This window comes from Pseudomonas mandelii (assembly GCF_024138395.1).
GTDB lineage: Bacteria > Pseudomonadota > Gammaproteobacteria > Pseudomonadales > Pseudomonadaceae > Aquipseudomonas > Aquipseudomonas mandelii_E.
This window is the reverse complement of sequence record NZ_JAMYDU010000022.1, coordinates 44,896-65,766: the sequence shown is the minus strand read 5'-3', so window position 1 is coordinate 65,766 and position 20,871 is coordinate 44,896. Positions and strand designations below refer to the sequence as shown.

Sequence of the window (20,871 nt, the reverse complement as noted above, 5' to 3'; positions counted from 1 at the left end):
ATTTGAATGTGGGAGCGACGAGGCGGCGATCCCACATGGGTTCGCCAGTGTGGCCGATGATTCTATTCGGTATGAAAAGCCCATCTCAAAAAAGCCACACTGGCACATTCGCCACCAGGCGGACCTCGTCGTAGCTACCGTCAATTTGCCCGCCTGTGGCCCGATGGTTGTAGACGATGGTGCGAAACACCGCGTTCTTCAGCGAGCCGGATTGCACCACGTAAGCCACCATTAAACCGTTTTCATCGTGTTTGGCGTTGTCCAGGCCCCGTACGTTGTAACCGGTATTGCGCCCGTTACGATCGCCGCTGTACCGGGTGCCATCGATGTCCCAGCCCTTGGCGTGCCACAGGCTGGTCGTCAGGCCTGGCACACCAAAAGACGCCAGGTCCAGGTCGTAGCGCACTTGCCAGGACTTCTCGTTCGGCCCGTTGTAATCCGAGTACAACGAGTTGGCCATGTAATTGCCCGTGGACTCCCAGACGTAGTCGAAGTACTCGTCGCCGAACACCTGCTGCCAGGCCAGGGTCAGGCTGTGGGCCAGATGTGACGCAGTGAATGCCAGGCTGAAGGCGTCGTTGTCGATATAGCCCAGGTGCTGCTCGCCCTGGTCCTCGGTATGGTAGTAATTCAGCGCGGTCTTGAGCGCTATCTGACGCCGATCCCCGATCAATTGGGTCAATCCCAGATAGGTCTGCTGCCACATGTCCTCGAAGCGTGAAGCGTAGAGGCTGACGTCCAGGCCATAAGGAGTCTTGGCCATCCCGCCGAGGTAGGAAATACGCGACCCCGAATACGCGCGGTTGCCAAAGGTGGTGGTGAGTTTCTCGCTGCCGGTACCGGTGCGTGGAATCGCCCGTTCGAAGCTGCCAGCCTGCAATGCCAACCAATCGAGTTCGTTGCTGGACAGGCTCATGCCCTGAAAACTCGAGGGCAGGGCGCGATTGTCCTTGTAGCGCAGAATCGGGTTGTCGGTAAGCAGGCGACCAGCCTTGATTTCAGTGCTGGAAAAACGCAGCCGCAGATCACCGACACCCAATCGGCTCCAGGTCGGCACTGCATCGCCGTCGCTGTCTACCAGTACCCGATCGCCACCATTGGCGACACGCCCATGCCCGCGCTCCAGGTTGACAGCGCTGAACAATGAGGCGTCCAGCCCGAAGCCGATCGGCCCTTGGGTATATCCGGAGCTGTAGTTGAGCATCGCGGTCTGCACCCAGGTTTCGCGGATGCGGGTCGGCTCCAGGCCATCGGCTTTCTTGATCCCCAGATAGGTAGAACGCCGGGTGTGCTGGTTGGCATAGTAATGGCGCAGATTCAGCCCTAAATGGCTGCCATCAATAAAACCCGGGGCTTGGGCTTGCGTGGCCATCGCTTCGTCCGCAGTGGCAATCAAAGGGCTGCCGATGGCTATCCCAGCCATCAGAAGTACACGAAAATCCATTTCGATAAGTCTCTAGAGGAAAAAAAGCAGGCGCATGCTGCTAATGCTTGTCAGTTAAGAAATTTGAGCGACGAAAATCCTGTAAGAGCGTGGCTTGCCCGCGAAGAATTCACCGCGGTTTCTCAGGGATTACGCGTCATCGTTTTTCGCGGCAAGCCACGCTCCCACAGAGCGACAAAACGTTTCAGTGAGACGGCGGTTTGGGCCAGTGTCGAATCGTGCCGCGCCAGTTTTCATAAGCCTTGCCGAGCTGAAGCAACCATTGGTCCGCGAAGCGCGGGGCGATCATCTGCAGGCCGATTGGCATGCCTTGGTCGGTAAAGCCGCAGTTGATCGACAGCGCCGGTTGCTCACCCATGTTCCAGGGTACGGTAAAGACGATGTGCTCGAACGGCAGCCGCGGGTCATTGGTGGGCGAAGCCCATTCAGCCGCAAAGGCACTGACCTGGTTGGTCGGTGACAACACCAAGTCGACATCTTGAAAGACTTCGGCTGCCCGGCGCCGGATTTCAAACGTCTGGTTGAACCCCTCAACCGCCTGCACGGCGGTCAGGCTCTCGGCCGCGGCCGCCCAGTCGCGTATGTAGGGCAAGACCTGATCGAGCCGCTCGGGGTTCAGGGCCTGCAACTGACTCCATTGTCGCGCCTGCCAGAAATGATCCAGGCCCTGAAGCACGGCGCGATCCATCAGTGGCTTGATATGACGAACCTGGGCGCCTTGGCTTTCGAATAGGCGAGCCGCTTCCCGAACCGCCGAGCACACCTGTTCGTCCGGTTGAATGCCACAGCCGGGGTCGAGCATCAGACCGATTTTCAGCCCTTGGACAGACAACCGTCCCAGTCCCCATTCGCCTTGTTCCGGTGGCAGGCTGGTGGCATCCCGCGCATCGGGGCGGGACAGGTAGCGCATCATCAGTGCGCAGTCGTCCATGGTGCGGGTCATGGGCCCGGCACAGCGGCCGGTGTAATACGGGTCGATGGGGATGCGCCCAAGTGTCGGCTTGAACCCCACCAAGGCGCACCAGGCGGCGGGCAAACGGACCGAACCGCCGATGTCGGTACCGACATGCAATGGACCATAGCCGGCCGCTGCCGCCGCGGCAGCGCCGGCACTGGAGCCACCGGGATTGTTCGCCAGGTTCCAGGGGTTGCGGGTCACACCGTGGAAACTCGACAGCCCCGATGACAACATGCCGTAGTCCGGCACTGTTGTCTTGCCCAGGACAATCGCTCCGGCCTCACGCATCCGCGCCGCCGGTGGCGCGTCGACTATGGCCGGGGTTAACTCGGTAGCGGCGCAGCCCAAGGGAATGCAGTCGCCTTGCGTCGCTATCAACTCCTTGAGCGTCACGGGCAAGCCATCGAGCAGTCCTCGGGGCTGGCCACGGCTCCAGCGCTCGCTGGCGGCGGTCGCCTGTTCCCGGACCCGTTGCGGGTCAAAGGCGTACAACGCATTAATGTGAGGTTCCCAGCGCTCGATGTGGGCCAGCAAATGGTCGTAGTACTCCAGCGGCGACAGCTCCTTGCTGGCGAACAACGCCAACAGTTGCACCGCTGATAGATCATGCAAATCGTTGACGCAGCTCATGCCGATAGCCGTCCTTTGATATTCAGGGGCAAGCGCCGCGACCGGCGACGCGAAAGGGCCAGGCTCAGGCGCCCGTAACCACCGAAACGTCAGCCGAGGACGATGAGCGAAAACCGTAGAACCATGCCATGAGGGCTCCGACGGTACCCATGATTATGCAATAGCCTACGCAGACCCAAGGGCTCCACGGCATCAGCCCGATCAGCAGCAGTGGTGTGGTACTGGCCCAGAGTGCGTAGGCAATATTGTAGGTAAAGGAGATGCCGGACACCCGGATCCGAGCCGGAAACAATCCCACCATTACCGAAGGCACCGCGCCCACCACGCCGCAGGTCAGGCCGGCCACAGCATAGGCCACGCTGATCCAGTAACCGCCACTGATCAGGCTGGCGTAGAGCGTCGCCGTCCCTACCGGCAGCAACAGGCTATAAACCAGCACCGCACGCCAGGCGCCGATGCGGTCAACCAGTAATCCCGCCAGCACACAGCCGATATTCAGGAACACAATGCCCAGGCTGCTCAGTGCGAATGTATGACTGGCGCTCATGCCGAAGCTTTTCTGCATGACGGTCGGGGTGATCACCACCAGCACCACCACCGCCGACGTCAGCACACAGGTCAAAAGCATCGCCGGCAGGATGGACTTGCGGTGATCGCGCAACACCGTCCGCAACGGCAACTCCGCATCCATCTCGCGTCGCGCCTGCAAGGCCATGAACACTGGGGTTTCGCTCAGCCAGCGCCGCAGCCAGACCCCGATCACTCCGAATACACCGCCGAGCAGGAAGGGGAAACGCCAAGCGAAGTCGAGGATCTCGGCGGGGCTGTAGATCCGCGCCAAAAGGGTCGCAGTCAATGCCCCCAGCAAATAGCCGAACGTCAACCCGGCCTGCAACACACCCAAGGCATAGCCCCGATGCCCGACCGGGGCATGCTCGGCCACGAACACCCAGGCGCTCGGCACTTCGCCACCTACCGCGGCCCCTTGCAGCACCCGCAACAACAGCAGGATCAAGGGGGCCCAGTAACCGATCTGTTCGTAGGTTGGCATGATCCCGATCAACAGGCAGGGCAAAGCCATCATCAGGATGCTCAGGCTGAACACCCGCTTGCGCCCCACCCGATCAGCGAAGTGCGCCATCAGGATGCCGCCCAGCGGACGTGCCAGATAGCCGGTGACGAAAATCCCGAAACTTTGCAGCAAGCGCAGCCACTCAGGCATCTCTGGCGGAAAGAACAACTGGCTGAGGGTCAGGGCGAAGAACACAAAGATGATGAAGTCGTAGATTTCCAGTGCACCACCCAGCGCCGCCAGACCCAGGGTCTTGTAGTCAGACCGGGAAAAGCGACCGGATTGTGGATAAATATGGGCCGTCATAAAGGGACTCTAAACAGGTACTCAGGAAAATTCGCGACTGAAACAGCATTCGAAACCAAGCCCTTGAACAGGCCATGTCGTCCGAATAATGCCATCAGGTATCTGGCCGGCAATGGTCCATCCAATTACCGCGCGGGACAACCAGACAATGCATCTGGGTTGCTTTTTAGCGCAAATCTGTACATTGAGTTTTCTTGCGTTTAACCAATAATCGGGCACTTCCTCACCCTGGACATTGAGCGCAACATGGAAGAAATTCAGCGTAATTTCGATGATTTTAATCACCCGGACGTTGAAGCGATTGCGATTATCCGCGGTCGCGTGCTGCAGGCATTGCAACAGTATTTGTTGGAGCGCGACTTCAAACAGTTGATGCCCATTCTCATGTCACCTATCACCGACCCCTTGAACCATGCGGTCTACCCGGCCGAACTCCAATACGAAGCGCGGCGTCTGAAACTGACCGCCAGCATGATCTTCCATAAACAACTGGCGTTGACCGCCAAAGGTCATGACAAGATCTTTATTGTGGCGCCGAACATTCGCCTGGAAAAAGCCGAGATCAAGGATTCGGAAAACCACTTGCTGGAATTCTCCCAATTCGACTTCGAAATACGCGACGGCAACATGCAACAGGTCATGGCGCTGATCGAAGGCTTGATCAAGCACACCTTCGCCGAGGTCAAGCAACACTGCTCGGCCCAGTTGGCCCACCTCAACCGCCAACTGCCGCACTACGACACGCACTTTCCGATCTACAGTTCGGATGAGTTGCGCGCCGAGTATGGCGACGACTTCGAGAAAATCATGTCGGCCAAGGCCCACACGCCGTTCTTCGTCACCAACTACCGCCGGGAATTCTATGACCGTGAAACACCCGGCAAACGCGGCCAGTACAACAATTACGATCTGATCTATCCCGACAGCTACGGCGAAGCGCTGTCTGGTGCCGAACGTGAGTTCGAGTACGAGCAGATCATCTACCGCATGGAAGAGTTGTCGATGGACCTTGCGCCCTTCGCCAATTACCTCGAAGTCGCCAAGCGCGGCCTGCTTCACCCGAGCGCCGGCGGCGGACTGGGGATCGAGCGCCTGCTGAAATTCATCTGCGGCAAGCGCCGTATCCGCGACGTCGCGCTGTTCGACCGCACTGTCGGCACCAGCTTCCTGTTCTGACCCACCGTCACTTTTTGCGCTGCCCCGCCCTTCAGGCGGTGGCAGGCGCTGCTCTGGAGAAAAACCATGCCCGCGCTGCGTATCCACTGGTGCTCACCGCTCGATAGCGGTCAACAAAAGGCTTCCGAAAAATACAACACCGGCGCCTTGGACTTTGCCGGTATCGTCGACTTCGCCCAGGAAGCCGATGAGTTGGGGATTGACTCGTTGCTGATGGGCATCAGCTACCACATGCCCGACCCACTGCCCATGATCGGCGCCCTGGTGCGCGAGACCAGCCGGGTCAAATTCATTCTGGCGTATCGCCCCGGCCTGCTGCCGCCAACGCTGTTCACGCAGATCGTCAATACCGTGTCGTGGATGTCCGACAAGCGCATCGCATTGAACCTGGTCGCCGGCATTTCCCCTGATGAGCAAGCCTTTTATGGCGACTTCGTGGCCCATGACGGACGTTATGAACGCACCAGCGAGTTCCTCGAGATCCTGCATCGTTTCTGGAAAGGCGAAACGCCCCTGACCCATCACGGTGCTCATTACCGTATCGAGCAGGCGCAATTGGGATTGCCTTACAAGGACAACGAACGCCCGCGCATCTATTTGAGCGGCGCTTCGGAGATCGCCCAGCAGATCGCCGTGAAACACAGCGATTGCTGGTTACGCTACGGCGACACGCCGCAGGGTATTGCCGAGGCCAGTCGGGCAGTGCTCGAGGCCGGTTGTTCGGTGGGGATTCGCATGCACGTACTGGCTCGCGAAACCCGCGAGGAAGCTCTGTCGGCCGTTGAAAGCATGATGGAAAATCCCGATGAGCAGCATCGCGAATGGGTTCGTCAGTTCGTCGGGCGTTGCGACTCCGAAGCCGTAAAGACCTCGTTCCGCCTGGCCGACAAGGCCGAGCACGATTGGCTGTCGCCAATGCTTTGGTCTGGTGCCGTGGCCTACCGTGGCGGCCCGGCGCTGTGCGTGGTCGGCAGCTATCAGGAAGTTGCCGAGTATTTGCTGGAATACAAAAAAGCAGGGGTCAGCGAGTTCATATTTTCCGGTTGGCCTACCCGTGACGAAATGCGCGGTTTCTGCCGCCATGTATTGCCACGCCTGCGCAAGCTCGAGGCAGAACTGGAAAGCCAGCATGCATGAAACGGTCCGGCTGCGCCGTTTCGGTGCCGGCCTGCTGTTGGCCTTGCTGGCGGAGCAAACGGTGCTGTTCGCAGTGCCATTATTGATCTTCCAGCTCACCGGCAATGTCCGTTACTCCGGTGTGGCATTTGCTCTGGAATGGCTACCGGCACTGCTGGCTTATCCGTTCGCCGGACTGCTGGCGGACCGCTTCGGCGGGCGCCTGCTGTTCCGCCACGCCAATACAGCGCGGGCGCTGAGCCTGGGGTTGACCGTCGGGGTCTGCTGGTATGCGCCAACGCTCACTGTCTGGGCCCTCATCGGCAACGGCATCGTGCTCTCGCTACTGATGGCTCCGGTGCGCATGGCGGTGGAAAAGAGCGTACCGCTGATCGCCGGCCCCGAACGCCTGGCCCACTGCCAGTCCCTGGTGCAAAACATGGAGCTGCTGGCCATGGCGCTGGGGCCGGCGCTGGCGGCACTGCTGGCAATGTACGCTGATAAGCGCCTGCTTCTGGGGCTGGCGGCGCTGGCATTCGCCGTCGCCGGTGTGTGCTGGAAAGGCCTGCCCAATACCCAGTCAGCCAGCCCGCCGAAAAGCGTCCGCAAGGACTTGGCTCTGGGCTGGAATCTGCTATGGAACAATCCGCCAGTCTTATCCCTGGCGCTGCTCAACTTCACCATCAACCTGGCTTTCGCCTGCGTCCTGAGCGCCAACGCTTTTGTCATCAGTGGTGTGTTTGGCGCCTCCGACGGGCTCTTCGGTCTGATGAACGCTGGCGCCGGTGCACTGGGCCTGCTCAATTTCATTCTGGTGCCAAGGCTGTTGGCGCGGATGTCGATCTACCGCCTCGGCACATTGGGTTTTGCCTTGCTTTGCCTGGGCTTGATCTGCATGGGCATGGCCAGTGGCGTGGTGCTCTATGCCATCAGTTTTCTTTTGGCGATGGCCGGCTGTGCCTTGTTCAACGTGTTTAACCGAACCCAGCGCATCAAGGCGATTGCCGCCGACCATTTGGGCAAGGTGATGGGCCCGTTCTACCTGGTCAACCTGCTGTCCTACCCATTGGGTGGCCTGCTCACCGCCAGCATCGGCCATGAATATGGGGTTCAAACGCTGATTCTGGCCATCGCGCTGCTGCTCACCATCCCCGGTGCCTTGCTGTTCAACCTGACCACCCGGCGGTTTCGCGCCGCCCTGGACTTTCCCCCCTCAGCCATGGAGGCAACGCAATGAAAGGATCACAACACTGCCTGATTGCAACCGTCGAATCGGATTCACACATGTGGAACCTGGTTTATCTGCAGCTGTGGCTGGCGGAGCACGGTTTCAACGTCAAGAACCTCGGCAGTTGCACCCCTGTGGAGGTGGTCCTCGCCACCCTGGAGCTCCGGCGCACGCAATTGCTAGTGGTCAGTAGCGTCAACGGCCATGGGCATTTCCAGGGGTTGGAGCTGATTCGCCAAGTGCGCCAGCAACATCCGGATCTGCCTTGTGTCATCGGCGGCAAGTTGACCACCTCGGAAGACCAGACGCGGGCGGTTCGCCAAGAGCTGCTGGCCGCCGGTTTCAACGAAGTGTTCATCGGCCCCGACGCCATTGAGGACTTCGAAAACTACCTCAATACCCTCGAGCGCACGAAACCTGCGCTCGTCCTGGGTACCGGCACGGCGCCGTGCTGGACCTGAGTCCAGCCCTCTTTTTATTTTTCACAGGATCGAATTGATGCATATCGTTATCGTCAATCGCTGGCCGCGCTTCCAGGACCCAAGTCGCTGGGACAATGAGCTGACCCGCTACGAAGAGTTCTTCGATCATCAGCGGCACCGGATCAGCTATGTGGTCGACGGCCCTGGTGCCGAGGGTGTGCTGGCTCCCCGCGAGCATATCGCCCACTTGGTACAGGTCGATGACGTCAATCAGTACCCCCAATTGCTGGCGGGCGTTCAGGAAGTCATTGAACGCGTCGGCCCCGTGGATCAATTGATTGCGCTGTCGGAGTTCACGCTGGAGATCGTGGCGCGGGTACGCCAGGCCCTGCACATTCCCGGCCATGGCCCGGAGCAGGTAGCGGTCTACCGCGACAAGGCGCGAATGAAAGAAGTACTCCAGGAGCACGGCCTGGCGGTGCCGCCCTTCATCCGCTGTAATGACGTGGAACAGGTGCTCGCCTTCGCGGATGCCGTCGGCTATCCGGTGATCGTCAAGCCGGTGGATGGCGCGGCCAGCATCGGCGTCGTCAAGGTCGAGGGCGCCCAGGCCCTGCGCGCGATACTTAGCGAAGTGGACTTGGATCGCTATGAAGTCGAGGCCTTCATCCAGGGCCAGACCTATCACATCGACGGTTTCACCGATGACAGCGGCGCAGTGCCTTTCCAGGTGGTGTCACGCTATATCAACAGCTGCCTGGACTTCGCCAGCGCCAAACCGCTGGGCTCAGTGATTCTCCAGTCTTCGCAGCTGCGTACCCGAATCCAGGTCTTCAGCGAGTCCTGCCTACGCGCATTGAACCTGCGCAGCAGTGCCTTTCACCTGGAGATATTCGTCGAGGCGGATGGCTCGCTGGTATTCCTCGAAGTGGGAGCCCGGGTGGGCGGCAGCGAAGTGCCACACCTGATCAATAAAGTCTTCGGCGTGAACCTCTATGAGCATTGGCTCAAAGGCCTGGCGGGTGAACACACGCCCTTGCCGACGATCGAGGCTGACCCCAGCGGCGGCTGGCTGGTCGTCCCCAAACCGGCACAACTGCCGTGCCGAGTGATCGAGGCGCAATCGCTGCGCCCGCACCTGAACTCGCTCTGGCGAGAGCTGCTGCCCCGACCCGGGCAGATCCTCGAGGCCGGCGGCAGCTACGACGCCCTGCACAGCGGTCGCTTCATTTTCACCGACGCGAGCGAAGCGGATATCGAGTACGACATCCACCATGCGATCAAGAACTTTCACTTCCAGGCCGAACCGGTATGAACATTACCATTACCCCAGAAATGGCCGACGCCCCCTTGCTCGGCGAACTGAATAGCTACCTCAGTGCGGTGGACCGGCGTGCCGTCGCCACTCTGGGAGAGCGGTTGATCGATGCCGCCGGCGGTCTTGACGGGCTCGCGAGCTATAAGCTGATGGTGGCTTACGGCGGCGGCAAGGACAGTTCCTACACCGTATCGCTGATTCGCGCCGTGCAACTGCACCTGAACGTACTGCACGGTCGCACCTTTTTCCTGCGCATTGCCAACATGCGCCACGCCGGGGTCCCGGATGCGGTCATGGCGAACATTGACCGGGTCTACCGCGCCCTGCGCCTGTATGACGATCCTCGGGTCGAGATGCTGGTGGTCGATCACCAGCAAATCCGCCCGTTCGAGCGACACTTGCCATTTCCCGAGCAAGTGCGTGCGATGAACCGCTTCGATGTGCTGATGAACGGCCATCGTACTGCCGGCGACGGTCGTCCCACCTTCTGCAATAGTTGCAACCTGGCGGTCGCCGATTTCTACGGGCGCGCGGCTTGGTGGCAAGGTGGCGTCGATGCCGTGGTTACCGGCGATTCGCGCAAGGAACAGAAGCACTACTTCACCTGGATCATGCGCCTGGCCCAACGTTTGGGGCTGAACGTCGATGAGTGTCGGCGCCAGGGATTTCGCGGCCTGCTCCAGGCCCTCGATGGCGTGGCCCAGGTGTATTTCGTCGAATTATTCGGCGAGGGCTTCGACGAGCAGCGGGCTGAGCGTCGGGTGGCCAGCGGCAGCGAAAGCGCCGACCCGGACTTCATCAGCATCTACGACCTGGTGAGCTACCGAGTGGAAGACCACTGGGAGCTGATTACCGAGTTTCTCGATTTCCGTTTCGAAGAGCTGGCGTTCAGCTTCACTGAATCGGACTGCGCCAACCCGATGTTGATGGCGCACTTTCGCGGGCTCAAGGCGCAGTATGTGCAGGGTCGTCACTACCACGACGGTATCAGCGAATACCTGGAACTGGCCCATGGCCTGATGCGCAAAAAGGAAATGCCCCAGCGCCTGATCGACCTGGCGCTGTCGGCCTACGCCGGAGCCGCGGGCAAGGATGCCCGCCGGGCACTGGCGAATCGCTTCGCCAGCGAGGCGTTCGGGCTCGACGAGACACAGATGATCTGCCTGCAGTTCGCGCCCTTCGTTGGGCGTGGACGCGAGCTGTCGAGCTTTATCACGACCTGTCACCCTCAGCGCCTGGCAGATCTGGAGGACCTTCATCTGGTTCTGGCCGGTAGTCGCCAGGACAGCGCCCTGAGCCTCTGGCTGAGTCAGGTCAGCGGCTTGCCGTTGCCGGCGCTGCGCAGTCTGTACGCCCATCAGCAGATCGATTTCGACAGCGACAGCAGCCTGATCGCCCGGGTTCGCGCCGGTGATCCGCATAAGGGCCGGATCACTCGTTTCGACCCGGTTACGGGCGAAAACGTGATCGAGCTGGTATCGGGACGCTGAGCGATGAACATGACAGGAGGTCATTTCCAGCGCTTCATCGAGCAGGCCCGGGAACGGCGCGAACTGGTGGTGCAACCGCGCATGGGCTTTGGTGGGTTAGCGCCGATGCGCGCCGGGCTGGCCGCGGTGGCCGGGTTGCCCTGTGCCACCATTGGGACCATCACTCTGGACAGCTACACCCGGGTCGGTGATTACCAGAGCGCGCTGCAGTGCCTGAACAGCGACAGCCCGCTGAACGGTTTCCCGATCATCAGCCATCCGCTGGAAGCGGTGCGTGGCATGCTCGACGGGCTCTATGGCCCGTCGTTCCCGATCCAGATCCGCCACGGCACTGCCCAACCGCAGAATGTTTTCAAGCGGCTGGCAGCCCTCGGGCTGGATGCCACCGAAGGCGGTCCTGTGTCCTATTGCATGCCCTACAGCCGTTTGCCACTGGCACGAGCGGTGGAGGCTTGGGCAGAAAGTTGCCAGTTGCTGGCCGATGCCACCGCCCATGGCCATATCGAGAGCTTTGGTGGTTGTTTGCTGGGCCAGTTGTGCCCGCCATCGATGTTGGTCGCCATGACGTTGCTCGAAGCCCTGTTTTTTCGCCAACACGGCATCCGCAGCGTCTCGCTGAGCTACGCCCAGGGCACGTCCATGGCTCAGGATTTCGGGGCTTTGCAGGCCTTGCGCGAACTGGCTGCCGACTATCTGGATGGCGCCCACTGGCATGTCGTGGTGTATTCCTACATGGGCGTCTTTCCCACCACCGGTCATGGTGCTCGCCGCCTGATCTATGACAGTGCACGCCTGACACAGGCTGCCGGGTGCGAGCGACTGATCGTCAAGACCGTTGCCGAATCCCGGCAGATTCCATCGGTTGCGGACAACCTCGAAGCCCTGACGATGGCGGCCGAGGTCGCCGCTGGCAATGCACTGGTAGTCGACCCGGCCAGTGACGGTTATCGCCAGGAAGTGTTGTTCGAGGCGCGGCAACTGGTGGAAAGCGTGCTGGATCTGCATCCCGATATCGGCGTCGCGCTGCTTCAGGCTTTCGCCCGCGGGCGGCTCGACATTCCTTACTGCCTGCACCCCGACAACCCCGGCCGCGCCACCACCCGAATTGACGACCACGGCGCCTTGCGCTGGGGCAATGTCGGTGGCCTGCCGCTGCCGCAGAGCTGCGGCCTTTCTTCGATCGGACCGGGTATCAGCTCGTCCGAGTTGTTCCAGATGTTGCATTACACGGTGACCCGTTATGACCAACCCTTGCACTGACTCCACCCTGGCGCCGCTGATCCTGGTAGACGCCTATTCCACCGGCGCTCTGCTGGCCCAGGCTTTGGCAGAGCATCGCCCACTGCTGCATGTGCGTTCCCGTAACGATATGCCCCCGGCCTTTGCCGCGAGTTGCCCGCAAACACTGTTCCGCGAGCACTACGGCGTGCACGAGGAAGGACTTGAACCGCTGCTGGAAAAGCTCGCGGCACAGGGGCCGGCGGCGGTGTTGACCGGCAGCGAATTCGGTGTCGAATTGGCGGATTTGCTGGCTGCCCGTCTCGGCCTGCCCGGCAACGATCCTGAATACTCCAGCGCCCGTCGTGACAAATCGCTGATGGCCGAACAGGTCGCCGCTGCCGGTTTACCGGTGGCGGCGCAACTGCGCACCGCGTCCAGCGCAGAGGCTCTCGCTTGGTTCAAGGCGCGGGGCGAGTCGACGGTAGTGGCCAAGCCACTGGACAGCGCGGGCTCCGATAACGTGTTCATCTGCCACGATACCGTGCAACTGCATGCGGCCATCGACTGCATTCTCGGCGCAACTAACCTGATGATGCGGAGCAACCAGGCGTTGCTGCTGCAGGAATACCTGGAAGGCGACGAGTACGTCATCAACAGTGTCAGTCATCAGGGCGAGCACTGGATCACCGATGTCTGGAAATGCACCAAGACGCTGAGCGCCGACGGTCGCAAGATCTATGACCGTGAAGACCTGCTGCCCGCCGATGCACCAGAGCTTGATGCGCTGCTCGGCTACGTCGAAGGCGTGCTCGATGCCTTGGCCATCACCCACGGCCCGGCCCATACCGAAGTTATCCTCACGGCTTGCGGCCCACGCCTGCTGGAAACCGGTGCCCGTCTTTCCGGGCTGGCCAATCCGCCAGCGCTGCAAGCGGCCACCGGCAACGACCAGGTTGCGTTGACTTGCACCAGTTATCTGGAGCCGACACGACTGGCGTCATTTCCCAAGCGCTATCGCCTGCAGCAGCACGCCCGTGGAATGAACTTGATCGCCCGCCACAGCGGGGCCTTCGCCCAGTTCGATGTACGCAAGCATCTGGAAGCGCTGCCGAGCTTTCACAGCGCGCGCTTTCGTTTCACCGAAGGTCGGCAAAAGACACCGACCATCGACCTCAACAGCTCGCCGGGTGCCGTATTCCTGGTGCACCCGAGCGCCGACAGAATCCGCCAGGACCATGAGGCCTGGCGTGAATGGGAGAAAGACTGGTTGTAATGACAGACGCCCCATCCCATGGGGTTCTCAATCATCACAGGAAGACACTTATGAGCACTCATACCCGCACTAAACGATTGACGGTTCCGCAACTGGTCGCGATGAAGGGCCAACAGAAAATCGTATCCCTGACGGCGTACTCCAGCTCTATTGCCAGGCTGATCGACCCTGTCGTCGACTTCATTCTGGTCGGTGACTCTACTGCAATGGTGGGCTATGGTCGGGCCTCGACGCTGAGCATGCAGCTCGAAGAAATCATCGGCCACACCCGGGCCGTGGTCGACAGCACACGTCTGTCTTGTGTCATCGCCGACATGCCTTTTGGCAGCTATCAGGAATCTAACGAGCAGGCCTTTCGCAATTGCGCCCAGGTCCTGGCGCGTACCGGTTGCGATGCCGTCAAGCTGGAAGCCAACAAGGCTCTGGCCGGTACCATCGAGTTTCTGGTGGCGCGCGGTATTCCGGTCATGGCCCACGTCGGGCTGATGCCGCAGTTCGTCAATGTCATGGGGGGATTCAAGGCCCAGGGCCTGACCGCCGAAACCGGCGCGGTAATTGCCGAAGATGCTCGGGCCAATCTCGAAGCCGGAGCTTTCAGTCTGTTGCTCGAGGGTGTGGCCGAAGGCGTAGCCCGGCAAATTACTCTGGATTCGAAAATGCCCACCATTGGCATCGGCGCCTCGCCGGCCTGCGACGGCCAGGTGCTGGTGACCGAAGACGTGCTGGGTTTGGGCGGCGAGCAGGTACCGCGATTCGTCAAACAGTACGCCGATGTCGGCGCGGTGATTCGCGACGCTTGTGAGCGGTTTGCCGAAGAGGTGCGCGATGGCCGATTCCCTGAGTCACGGCATTGCTATGGGCTCTAGGCATGGCTAGGACTCATCATTGATAGCCTGGGCCAGTTTCTTCAGGGCCAAGGAAATATCCTTGCTCCAGTCGAGGGTGTAGCTCAGGCGCACGTGATGCCGCCAGGCCCCCTGCTGGCTGAAGATTTCCCCGGGGGCGATAACAATGCGCTGGGCCAGCAAGCGCTCGAACACCCGTCGCATGTCCACAGGATGCATGGCCTCGAGCCAGAAGGTCGCGCCGCCTTGCGGGGCGACAATCCGTAACTGGCCATTACCCTGTTCCTCCAGCAGGACCTTCATCCGTTTCATACGGTCCAGCAACATGGCCCGCAGCACCATCAGATGCTGGTCGATGCGCTTGGAACTGAAGAGTTTGGCGATCGCTTTCTGACGGATCGGCGACAGGCGGAATGCCCGTTCCAGGAACAGCCGATGCAACTGAGGTCCGTGTCGGCGACACAGCACATAACCGTAGGGGGCTTCCGAGCCAATGATCTTGTCGAAGGTCGAGAACACCAGCAGCTTTTCCGGATCGGCGAAGTCGCGATAGCGGGCGGGCAGGGGGGAAAAACAGAACTCGCCGTAGCTGTCATTTTCGAACAGCCAGATGTCCCGCTCCGCCAACCATCGACAGATCTGCTGCTTATCCTGCGCCGGCATCAAATTGCCTTGGGGAATGTTCACGGTCGACGACAGCACTGCCAGCCGAATGGGCTCACGCCTGAGCAGCTCATTGAGTGCGGGCAGGTTGAAACGTCCATCCTCGCCGAGGGGCACTTCGATCACGCGAATCTTTGCCGCTTGCAATTGGCGCAGGATTGCCCACGAACACGGCGATTCCACCAGCGCCACAGTGCCATCCAAATTCAGGGCACTGAGGGACAATTCCAGCACACTGCGCAGGTCCGAGCCGATATACACATGTTCGGCCTGCCAGTAGCAGTGCGTCGAACTGGTGTAGCGGTCGGCCAGAGCGCTGCGCAACTCGGGTTCGCCGAATGGCTGATAGAGTGGTGCATGGGAGCGCGGATACTGCCGAGCCAGTTCGCGCTCCATCATCAACAGTGGGTTTTCCAGCGACAACAGCATAGCCGGCGCGTCGCTACTAAGGGCCAGCATCCCCGGCTGGCGTGCGTTGGAGAATACGTTGTCCAACAGATTGGGCGAGCCCTCCCTTAGTAAAGGAGCCGGCATCGCCTTGATGAAATAACCGAATTTGGGTTTGGCATAAATCCGCCCCTCGTCCTCGAGAAGGGAATAGGCGTACTTGGTCGTCGACACCGACACATTCAGGCGCCGAGCCAGTTGCCGCAAGGACGGTAATTTTTGCTCACGTTCCGAATTGGCGGTCTCGATCAACTCGACCAGATAGCGGTACACCGCCTGATAGGCGAAGGAAGCGTCTTTGGTTGTATCCAGGCTCACGTGCTGAAAATCCTGTGTGCCCACTTCACGACAACGCTGGCGACCTGGTGTGCCATGCCTGGTCTTTCCAGGTGTTCAAGCCCAGCGATGATCGTGGACCTCATGGCAATGACATCAAGCAAAACCAGACGACGTTTGAGAGGAAATGGCATGCTCTTCAATCCCTGTAATGATTGCCAATACAATCATTCTTGCATAGCTCGGCAGCATTCCCCCAGATTACCGAACAGGCTGCTGAGGAGTCCCGCCCTATCGATATTCCGGATCACAATGGAGGAGGGTGGCGATCCCCATAAGCAAAATCCCCGTATCATCAAGTGATTACGGGGATTTTGAGTTTAGCGAGGTCCGTGTAAATCCACGGTCATCGTTAGACGTTGAAACGGAAGTGCATCACGTCGCCGTCTTTAACGATGTAGTCCTTGCCTTCCAGGCGCCATTTACCGGCTTCTTTGGCGCCAGCTTCGCCCTTGTACTGAATGAAGTCGTCGTAAGCGATGACTTCGGCTCGGATGAAGCCTTTTTCGAAGTCGGTGTGGATCACGCCGGCGGCTTGTGGCGCGGTAGCACCGACGCGGACGGTCCAGGCGCGGACTTCTTCGACACCGGCGGTGAAGTAGGTCTGCAGGTGCAGCATTTCGTAGCCAGCGCGGATTACGCGGTTCAGGCCAGGCTCTTCGAGGCCCAGGGCTTCGAGGAACATGTCTTTCTCTTCGCCGTCATCCAGCTCGGCGATTTCGGCTTCGATCTTGTTGCAGACCGGAACCACCATGGCGCCTTCTTCTTCGGCGATGGCTTTGACGATGTCCAGCAGCGGGTTGTTCTCGAAACCGTCTTCAGCGACGTTGGCGATGTACATGACCGGCTTGGTGGTCAGCAGATGGAAGCCACGAATCACCGCTTTGTCGTCGGCGCCCATGTTCTTCATCAGCGTGCGCGCTGGCTTGCCGAGGGTGAAGTGAGCGATCAGTTGTTCCAGCAGGCCTTTCTGGACCACGGCGTCCTTGTCACCACCCTTGGCGTTGCGGGCGACTTTCTGCAGTTGCTTCTCGCAGCTGTCGAGGTCGGCGAAGATCAGTTCGAGGTCGATGATCTCGATGTCGCGTTTCGGGTCGACGCTGTTGGAGACGTGAATCACGTTCTCGTCTTCGAAGCAGCGGACCACGTGAGCGATAGCATCGGTCTCGCGGATGTTGGCGAGGAATTTGTTGCCCAGGCCTTCACCTTTGGAGGCACCGGCAACCAGCCCGGCGATGTCGACGAATTCCATGGTGGTCGGCAGGATGCGCTTTGGATTGACGATGGCCGCCAGGGCTTCCAGACGCGGATCCGGCATCGGCACGATACCGGTGTTCGGCTCGATGGTGCAGAAGGGGAAGTTCTCGGCCGCGATCCCGGATTTGGTCAGGGCGTTGAACAGGGTGGACTTGCCGACGTTAGGCAGGCCGACGATGCCGCAATTGAATCCCATGGTGTTTCCCCTCGGGTAAAAGTCAGGCCTTCTGGCTGTGCAGGTTTTTCATCGCTCGGTTCCATTCACCGGCGAGGATATCCGGCAGCACGCCGAGGGCAAAGTCGATGCTGGCATCGAGTTTTTCCTGTTCGGCGCGTGGCGCACGACCCAGGACGAAATTTGAAACCATACTGGCAACGCCCGGGTGGCCGATGCCAAGCCGCAAGCGGTGAAAGGTATTCTGATTACCCAGTTGCGCGATGATGTCGCGCAACCCGTTGTGACCGCCATGGCCGCCGCCCTGTTTGAGCTTGGCAACGCCCGGAGGCAGGTCGAGTTCGTCATGGGCCACCAGGATTTCTTCAGGCTTGATGCGGAAGAAGCCGGCAAGTGCCGCGACGGCCTGGCCGCTGCGGTTCATGTAGGTGGTGGGAATCAGCAGGCGAACATCCTGACCCTGATGCGAATAGCGCCCGGTCAGGCCGAAATATTTGCGATCGGCCACAAGGTTGACACCCTGCGCGTGCGCGATGCGCTCAACAAAAAGGGCCCCTGCGTTATGCCGGGTCTGTTCGTATTCAGCGCCTGGATTTCCCAGACCAACGATCAGTTTGATGGCAGTCACGATAGGGGCCCTTCCTTTGGAGTGGTGGATAACATCGCCGCAATCAGGGAGTGCGGCGAAAGTGGACGACAAGTGCTCATTTACCATTATGTAAACTCCGCGTTCTTGCCCGCTTTCTCGCTACGCTCTAGTCCGCGATGTTTCCGGCCACTCCGGCGAACAGAGTGAAATTACTCTGCTGCGCCTTCAGTAGCTTCTGGAGCAACACGTGGAGCGTGAACGTTGGCAACAGCCAAGTCGTTACCGTGAGCCAGAGCAACAAACTCAACGCCTTTAGGGGCGGTGATGTCGGACAAGTGAATGATCGAGCCGACTTCGGCGTTAGCCAGGTCAACTTCGATGAATTCAGGCAGGTCTTTTGGCAGGCAGGACACTTCGATTTCAGCAACAACGTGCGAAATCTCGCCGCCTTTCTTCACTGGAGCAGCTTCGTTGATGAAGTGCACAGGAACGATAGCGGTCAGCTTTTGGCCGGCAACTACACGTACGAAGTCAGCGTGCATCACGTGGCCTTTGGCCGGGTGACGCTGCAGAGCTTTGATGATTACGTTTTGCTTGGTGCCGCCAACGTTCAGCTCGATGATGTGGCTGTAAGCCGCTTCGTTTTCGAGCAGTTTGGCAACTTCTTTGGCCAGCATGCTGATGGATTCAGGGGCTTTGTCGCCACCGTAAACTACAGCTGGAACCAGGCTTGCGAGACGACGCAGGCGGCGGCTCGCACCTTTCCCCAGGTCGGAACGCACTTCAGCATTCAGAGTAAAATCGTTCATGTTGTATCTCCAAAATAACCACATTCGCCCCAGCGTTTGCGACCAGCGCTTAAAGGCGATATGGGCAAAAAAGCCCCGCCCCGACAGGAATGCCGGGGCGGGGCGCTTTTCGTCAACGAGATGTAATGAAAAGGGCAGGGCCCTTAACGGAACATCGCGCTGATCGATTCTTCATTGCTGATGCGGCGGACCGCCTCGGCAACAACCGGTGCGATATCCAGTTGACGGATACGCGCACAGGCTTGTGCTGCGGCGGACAGCGGGATGGTGTTTGTTACCACCAGCTCGTCCAGCACGGAATTTTCAATGTTTTCGATCGCCCGACCCGACAGCACAGGGTGCGTGCAGTAGGCGAAAACCTTGGCAGCGCCATGCTCTTTCAGGGCCTTGGCCGCGTGGCACAGAGTGCCGGCGGTATCGACCATGTCATCGACCAGAATACAGGTGCGCCCTTCCACATCACCGATGATATGCATCACTTCAGAGTGATTGGCTTTCTCACGGCGTTTGTCGATGATCCCGAGATCCACGCCCAGGGATTTGGCAACAGCCCGTGCACGCACGACGCCACCAATGTCCGGGGACACGATCATCAGGTTCTCGAAGCGCTGATCTTCAATGTCATCCACCAGTACCGGGGAGCCGTAGATGTTATCTACCGGAATATCGAAGAAGCCCTGAATCTGGTCAGCATGCAGATCAACCGTGAGAACACGGTCGATGCCGACTACGGTAAGCATGTCAGCAACGACTTTCGCGCTGATAGCCACACGTGCGGAACGCGGACGGCGATCCTGACGGGCATAACCAAAGTAAGGAATAACAGCAGTGATACGAGTAGCCGAGGAGCGGCGGAAGGCATCAGCCATCACTACCAGTTCCATCAGGTTATCGTTGGTCGGAGCGCAAGTCGGCTGAATAATGAAGACGTCTTTACCGCGAACGTTTTCATTGATCTCGGCAGTAATTTCGCCGTCGGAAAACTTACCGACAGAGATGTCACCGAGAGGGATGTGCAGCTGACGTACAACACGCCGAGCCAGATCGGGGTTAGCGTTCCCCGTAAAGACCATCATCTTGGACACGCGCAGTACCTGAAGGCTGAGGGTATACCTGGATGAGTATAGGAAAATGGCAGGGGCGGCTGGATTCGAACCAACGCATGGCAGGATCAAAACCTGCTGCCTTACCGCTTGGCGACGCCCCTGTATCTGTTGCAACGAGTACCCAGTACTCGATTCCTTTTAGAGCAGACTTTGCAGCTTGCGATGCAACATCGAAATGTTGCTTCCCTTTGCTACAAACCCTGTAAGGGTCTCTGTCAGAAGGGCCGAGACTTTATCAGCTTCAGCTTTGCTTGGGAAGCCCCCAAACACACAACTTCCAGTTCCGGTGAGTTTTGCTTCGGTAAATTTACCTAACAAATTCAATGCGTTACGTACATCTGGATAACGCCTTGCTACCACCGGCAAGCAGTCATTTCGACTGTTTCCCTTGGGAACGGGGCGCACTTTAATGGGAGGAGTGTTACGTGTCAACAGCGGATCTGAAAAAATTTCTGCTGTACTTACAGATACTTGCGGCACCAGCACGAGATACCATGGTTCTTCGGGCTCCACAGGGGTGAGTTTCTCCCCCACGCCCTCGGCGAAAGCCGCGTGGCCACGCACAAAAACCGGGACGTCGGCGCCAAGCGTAAGGCCCAGCGCGGCCAGCCGATCCTCATCCCAGCCCAGTTGCCAAAGATGATTGAGACCTAGCAGCGTGGTTGCCGCATTCGAGCTGCCGCCACCGATTCCACCGCCCATGGGCAGGATTTTTTCGATCCAGATGTCGACACCCAGCGAACAGCCGGATTGCTCCTGAAGTTTTTTTGCGGCTTTGACGATCAGGTTGCTGTCGTGAGGGACGTCGGCGAATTCGGTGTGCAAGCGAATCACGCCATCGTCGCGAACGGCGAAGGTGATTTCATCGCCGTAATCGAGGAACTGAAAAATCGTCTGCAACTCGTGGTAGCCGTCTTCACGGCGACCGAGGATGTGCAGCATCAGGTTGAGCTTGGCGGGCGAGGGCAATGTCAGGCGTGGCGCAGTCAT

18 protein-coding genes and 1 tRNA gene are annotated in these 20,871 nt (G+C 59.5%); 9 read left to right on the top strand and 10 right to left on the bottom strand.

The genetic code is table 11. The features are described 5' to 3' along the window. Positions 1-85: 85 nt before the first annotated feature. The 3 genes from NHU87_RS23565 to NHU87_RS23555 form a co-directional block, all read right to left on the bottom strand. Positions 86-1,423 (bottom strand): OprD family outer membrane porin, encoded by a 1,338-nt coding sequence (locus tag NHU87_RS23565; RefSeq protein WP_437180853.1) that lies wholly within the window; start codon positions 1,421-1,423, stop codon positions 86-88. Between the two features lie 205 nt (positions 1,424-1,628). Further along, positions 1,629-3,032 (bottom strand): amidase, encoded by a 1,404-nt coding sequence (locus NHU87_RS23560; protein ID WP_253552848.1) that lies wholly within the window; start codon positions 3,030-3,032, stop codon positions 1,629-1,631. Between the two features lie 64 nt (positions 3,033-3,096). Continuing rightward, positions 3,097-4,410: an MFS transporter gene (locus tag NHU87_RS23555; RefSeq protein WP_253552847.1), complete on the bottom strand. Its 1,314-nt coding sequence runs from the start codon at positions 4,408-4,410 to the stop codon at positions 3,097-3,099. A gap of 246 nt (positions 4,411-4,656) precedes the next feature. On the opposite strand from NHU87_RS23555, the gene NHU87_RS23550 reads away from it, so the two are divergent. The 9 genes from NHU87_RS23550 to panB all read left to right on the top strand — a co-directional run bounded on the left by NHU87_RS23550 (position 4,657) and on the right by panB (position 14,520). Further along, positions 4,657-5,586 carry an asparagine synthetase A gene (locus tag NHU87_RS23550; protein WP_253552846.1) on the top strand — a complete coding sequence of 310 codons (930 nt, stop codon included), beginning with the start codon at positions 4,657-4,659 and terminating at the stop codon, positions 5,584-5,586. A gap of 66 nt (positions 5,587-5,652) precedes the next feature. Continuing rightward, positions 5,653-6,723: an LLM class flavin-dependent oxidoreductase gene (locus NHU87_RS23545; protein WP_253552845.1), complete on the top strand. Its 1,071-nt coding sequence runs from the start codon at positions 5,653-5,655 to the stop codon at positions 6,721-6,723. Next, positions 6,716-7,939 carry an MFS transporter gene (locus NHU87_RS23540; protein WP_253552843.1) on the top strand — a complete coding sequence of 408 codons (1,224 nt, stop codon included), beginning with the start codon at positions 6,716-6,718 and terminating at the stop codon, positions 7,937-7,939. The genes NHU87_RS23545 and NHU87_RS23540 overlap by 8 nt, the downstream gene beginning before the upstream one ends. Continuing rightward, positions 7,936-8,391, top strand: a complete 456-nt coding sequence (locus NHU87_RS23535; protein ID WP_253552841.1) for a cobalamin B12-binding domain-containing protein — start codon at positions 7,936-7,938, stop codon at positions 8,389-8,391. Before NHU87_RS23540 ends, NHU87_RS23535 begins: the two co-directional genes overlap by 4 nt. Positions 8,392-8,428: 37 nt before the next feature. Beyond that, on the top strand, positions 8,429-9,667 hold the full coding sequence (locus NHU87_RS23530; protein WP_253552840.1) for an ATP-grasp domain-containing protein: 1,239 nt from the start codon (positions 8,429-8,431) through the stop codon (positions 9,665-9,667). After that, a complete protein-coding gene (locus NHU87_RS23525; protein ID WP_253552839.1) occupies positions 9,664-11,160 on the top strand; it encodes a hypothetical protein in 1,497 nt (498 codons plus the stop codon). Before NHU87_RS23530 ends, NHU87_RS23525 begins: the two co-directional genes overlap by 4 nt. Positions 11,161-11,163: 3 nt before the next feature. Next, positions 11,164-12,420, top strand: coding sequence for a methylaspartate mutase (locus NHU87_RS23520; protein WP_253552838.1), 1,257 nt, complete (start codon positions 11,164-11,166; stop codon positions 12,418-12,420). Next, the gene (locus NHU87_RS23515; RefSeq protein WP_253552837.1) at positions 12,401-13,654 is read left to right on the top strand and encodes an ATP-grasp domain-containing protein; all 1,254 of its coding nucleotides are present in this window, start codon (positions 12,401-12,403) and stop codon (positions 13,652-13,654) included. The genes NHU87_RS23520 and NHU87_RS23515 overlap by 20 nt, the downstream gene beginning before the upstream one ends. Before the next feature lie 50 nt (positions 13,655-13,704). Further along, on the top strand, positions 13,705-14,520 hold the full coding sequence (panB, locus tag NHU87_RS23510) for a 3-methyl-2-oxobutanoate hydroxymethyltransferase (RefSeq protein WP_253552836.1): 816 nt from the start codon (positions 13,705-13,707) through the stop codon (positions 14,518-14,520). A 6-nt stretch (positions 14,521-14,526) separates the two neighbouring features. Here the strand turns inward: panB and NHU87_RS23505 are convergent, their stop codons facing one another. From NHU87_RS23505 to ispE, 7 genes are all read right to left on the bottom strand, one after another. Next, entirely contained in the window at positions 14,527-15,927 is a 1,401-nt protein-coding gene (locus NHU87_RS23505; RefSeq protein ID WP_437180851.1) for a PLP-dependent aminotransferase family protein, read from the bottom strand. A 370-nt stretch (positions 15,928-16,297) separates the two neighbouring features. Then, a complete protein-coding gene (gene ychF / locus NHU87_RS23500) occupies positions 16,298-17,398 on the bottom strand; it encodes a redox-regulated ATPase YchF (protein WP_253552835.1) in 1,101 nt (366 codons plus the stop codon). Positions 17,399-17,420: 22 nt separating this feature from the next. Beyond that, positions 17,421-18,005: an aminoacyl-tRNA hydrolase gene (pth, locus tag NHU87_RS23495; RefSeq protein WP_007905795.1), complete on the bottom strand. Its 585-nt coding sequence runs from the start codon at positions 18,003-18,005 to the stop codon at positions 17,421-17,423. Positions 18,006-18,175: 170 nt separating this feature from the next. Further along, the gene (locus NHU87_RS23490) at positions 18,176-18,775 is read right to left on the bottom strand and encodes a 50S ribosomal protein L25/general stress protein Ctc (protein WP_253552832.1); all 600 of its coding nucleotides are present in this window, start codon (positions 18,773-18,775) and stop codon (positions 18,176-18,178) included. Positions 18,776-18,918: 143 nt separating this feature from the next. Then, on the bottom strand, positions 18,919-19,860 hold the full coding sequence (locus NHU87_RS23485) for a ribose-phosphate pyrophosphokinase (RefSeq protein WP_003171603.1): 942 nt from the start codon (positions 19,858-19,860) through the stop codon (positions 18,919-18,921). Positions 19,861-19,907: 47 nt separating this feature from the next. Beyond that, positions 19,908-19,982 (bottom strand) — tRNA-Gln (locus NHU87_RS23480). 37 nt (positions 19,983-20,019) lie between these two features. Beyond that, entirely contained in the window at positions 20,020-20,871 is an 852-nt protein-coding gene (gene ispE / locus NHU87_RS23475; RefSeq protein ID WP_007905805.1) for a 4-(cytidine 5'-diphospho)-2-C-methyl-D-erythritol kinase, read from the bottom strand.

Coding starts and splice junctions, on each gene's coding strand:
- NHU87_RS23565 (WP_437180853.1), bottom strand. CDS start 1,423: ATGGCTGGGATAGCCATCGGCAGCCCTTTGATTGCCACTGCGGACGAA.
- NHU87_RS23560 (WP_253552848.1), bottom strand. CDS start 3,032: ATGAGCTGCGTCAACGATTTGCATGATCTATCAGCGGTGCAACTGTTG.
- NHU87_RS23555 (WP_253552847.1), bottom strand. CDS start 4,410: ATGACGGCCCATATTTATCCACAATCCGGTCGCTTTTCCCGGTCTGAC.
- NHU87_RS23550 (WP_253552846.1), top strand. CDS start 4,657: ATGGAAGAAATTCAGCGTAATTTCGATGATTTTAATCACCCGGACGTT.
- NHU87_RS23545 (WP_253552845.1), top strand. CDS start 5,653: ATGCCCGCGCTGCGTATCCACTGGTGCTCACCGCTCGATAGCGGTCAA.
- NHU87_RS23540 (WP_253552843.1), top strand. CDS start 6,716: ATGCATGAAACGGTCCGGCTGCGCCGTTTCGGTGCCGGCCTGCTGTTG.
- NHU87_RS23535 (WP_253552841.1), top strand. CDS start 7,936: ATGAAAGGATCACAACACTGCCTGATTGCAACCGTCGAATCGGATTCA.
- NHU87_RS23530 (WP_253552840.1), top strand. CDS start 8,429: ATGCATATCGTTATCGTCAATCGCTGGCCGCGCTTCCAGGACCCAAGT.
- NHU87_RS23525 (WP_253552839.1), top strand. CDS start 9,664: ATGAACATTACCATTACCCCAGAAATGGCCGACGCCCCCTTGCTCGGC.
- NHU87_RS23520 (WP_253552838.1), top strand. CDS start 11,164: ATGAACATGACAGGAGGTCATTTCCAGCGCTTCATCGAGCAGGCCCGG.
- NHU87_RS23515 (WP_253552837.1), top strand. CDS start 12,401: ATGACCAACCCTTGCACTGACTCCACCCTGGCGCCGCTGATCCTGGTA.
- panB (WP_253552836.1), top strand. CDS start 13,705: ATGAGCACTCATACCCGCACTAAACGATTGACGGTTCCGCAACTGGTC.
- ychF (WP_253552835.1), bottom strand. CDS start 17,398: ATGGGATTCAATTGCGGCATCGTCGGCCTGCCTAACGTCGGCAAGTCC.
- NHU87_RS23490 (WP_253552832.1), bottom strand. CDS start 18,775: ATGAACGATTTTACTCTGAATGCTGAAGTGCGTTCCGACCTGGGGAAA.
- ispE (WP_007905805.1), bottom strand. CDS start 20,871: ATGACTGCGCCACGCCTGACATTGCCCTCGCCCGCCAAGCTCAACCTG.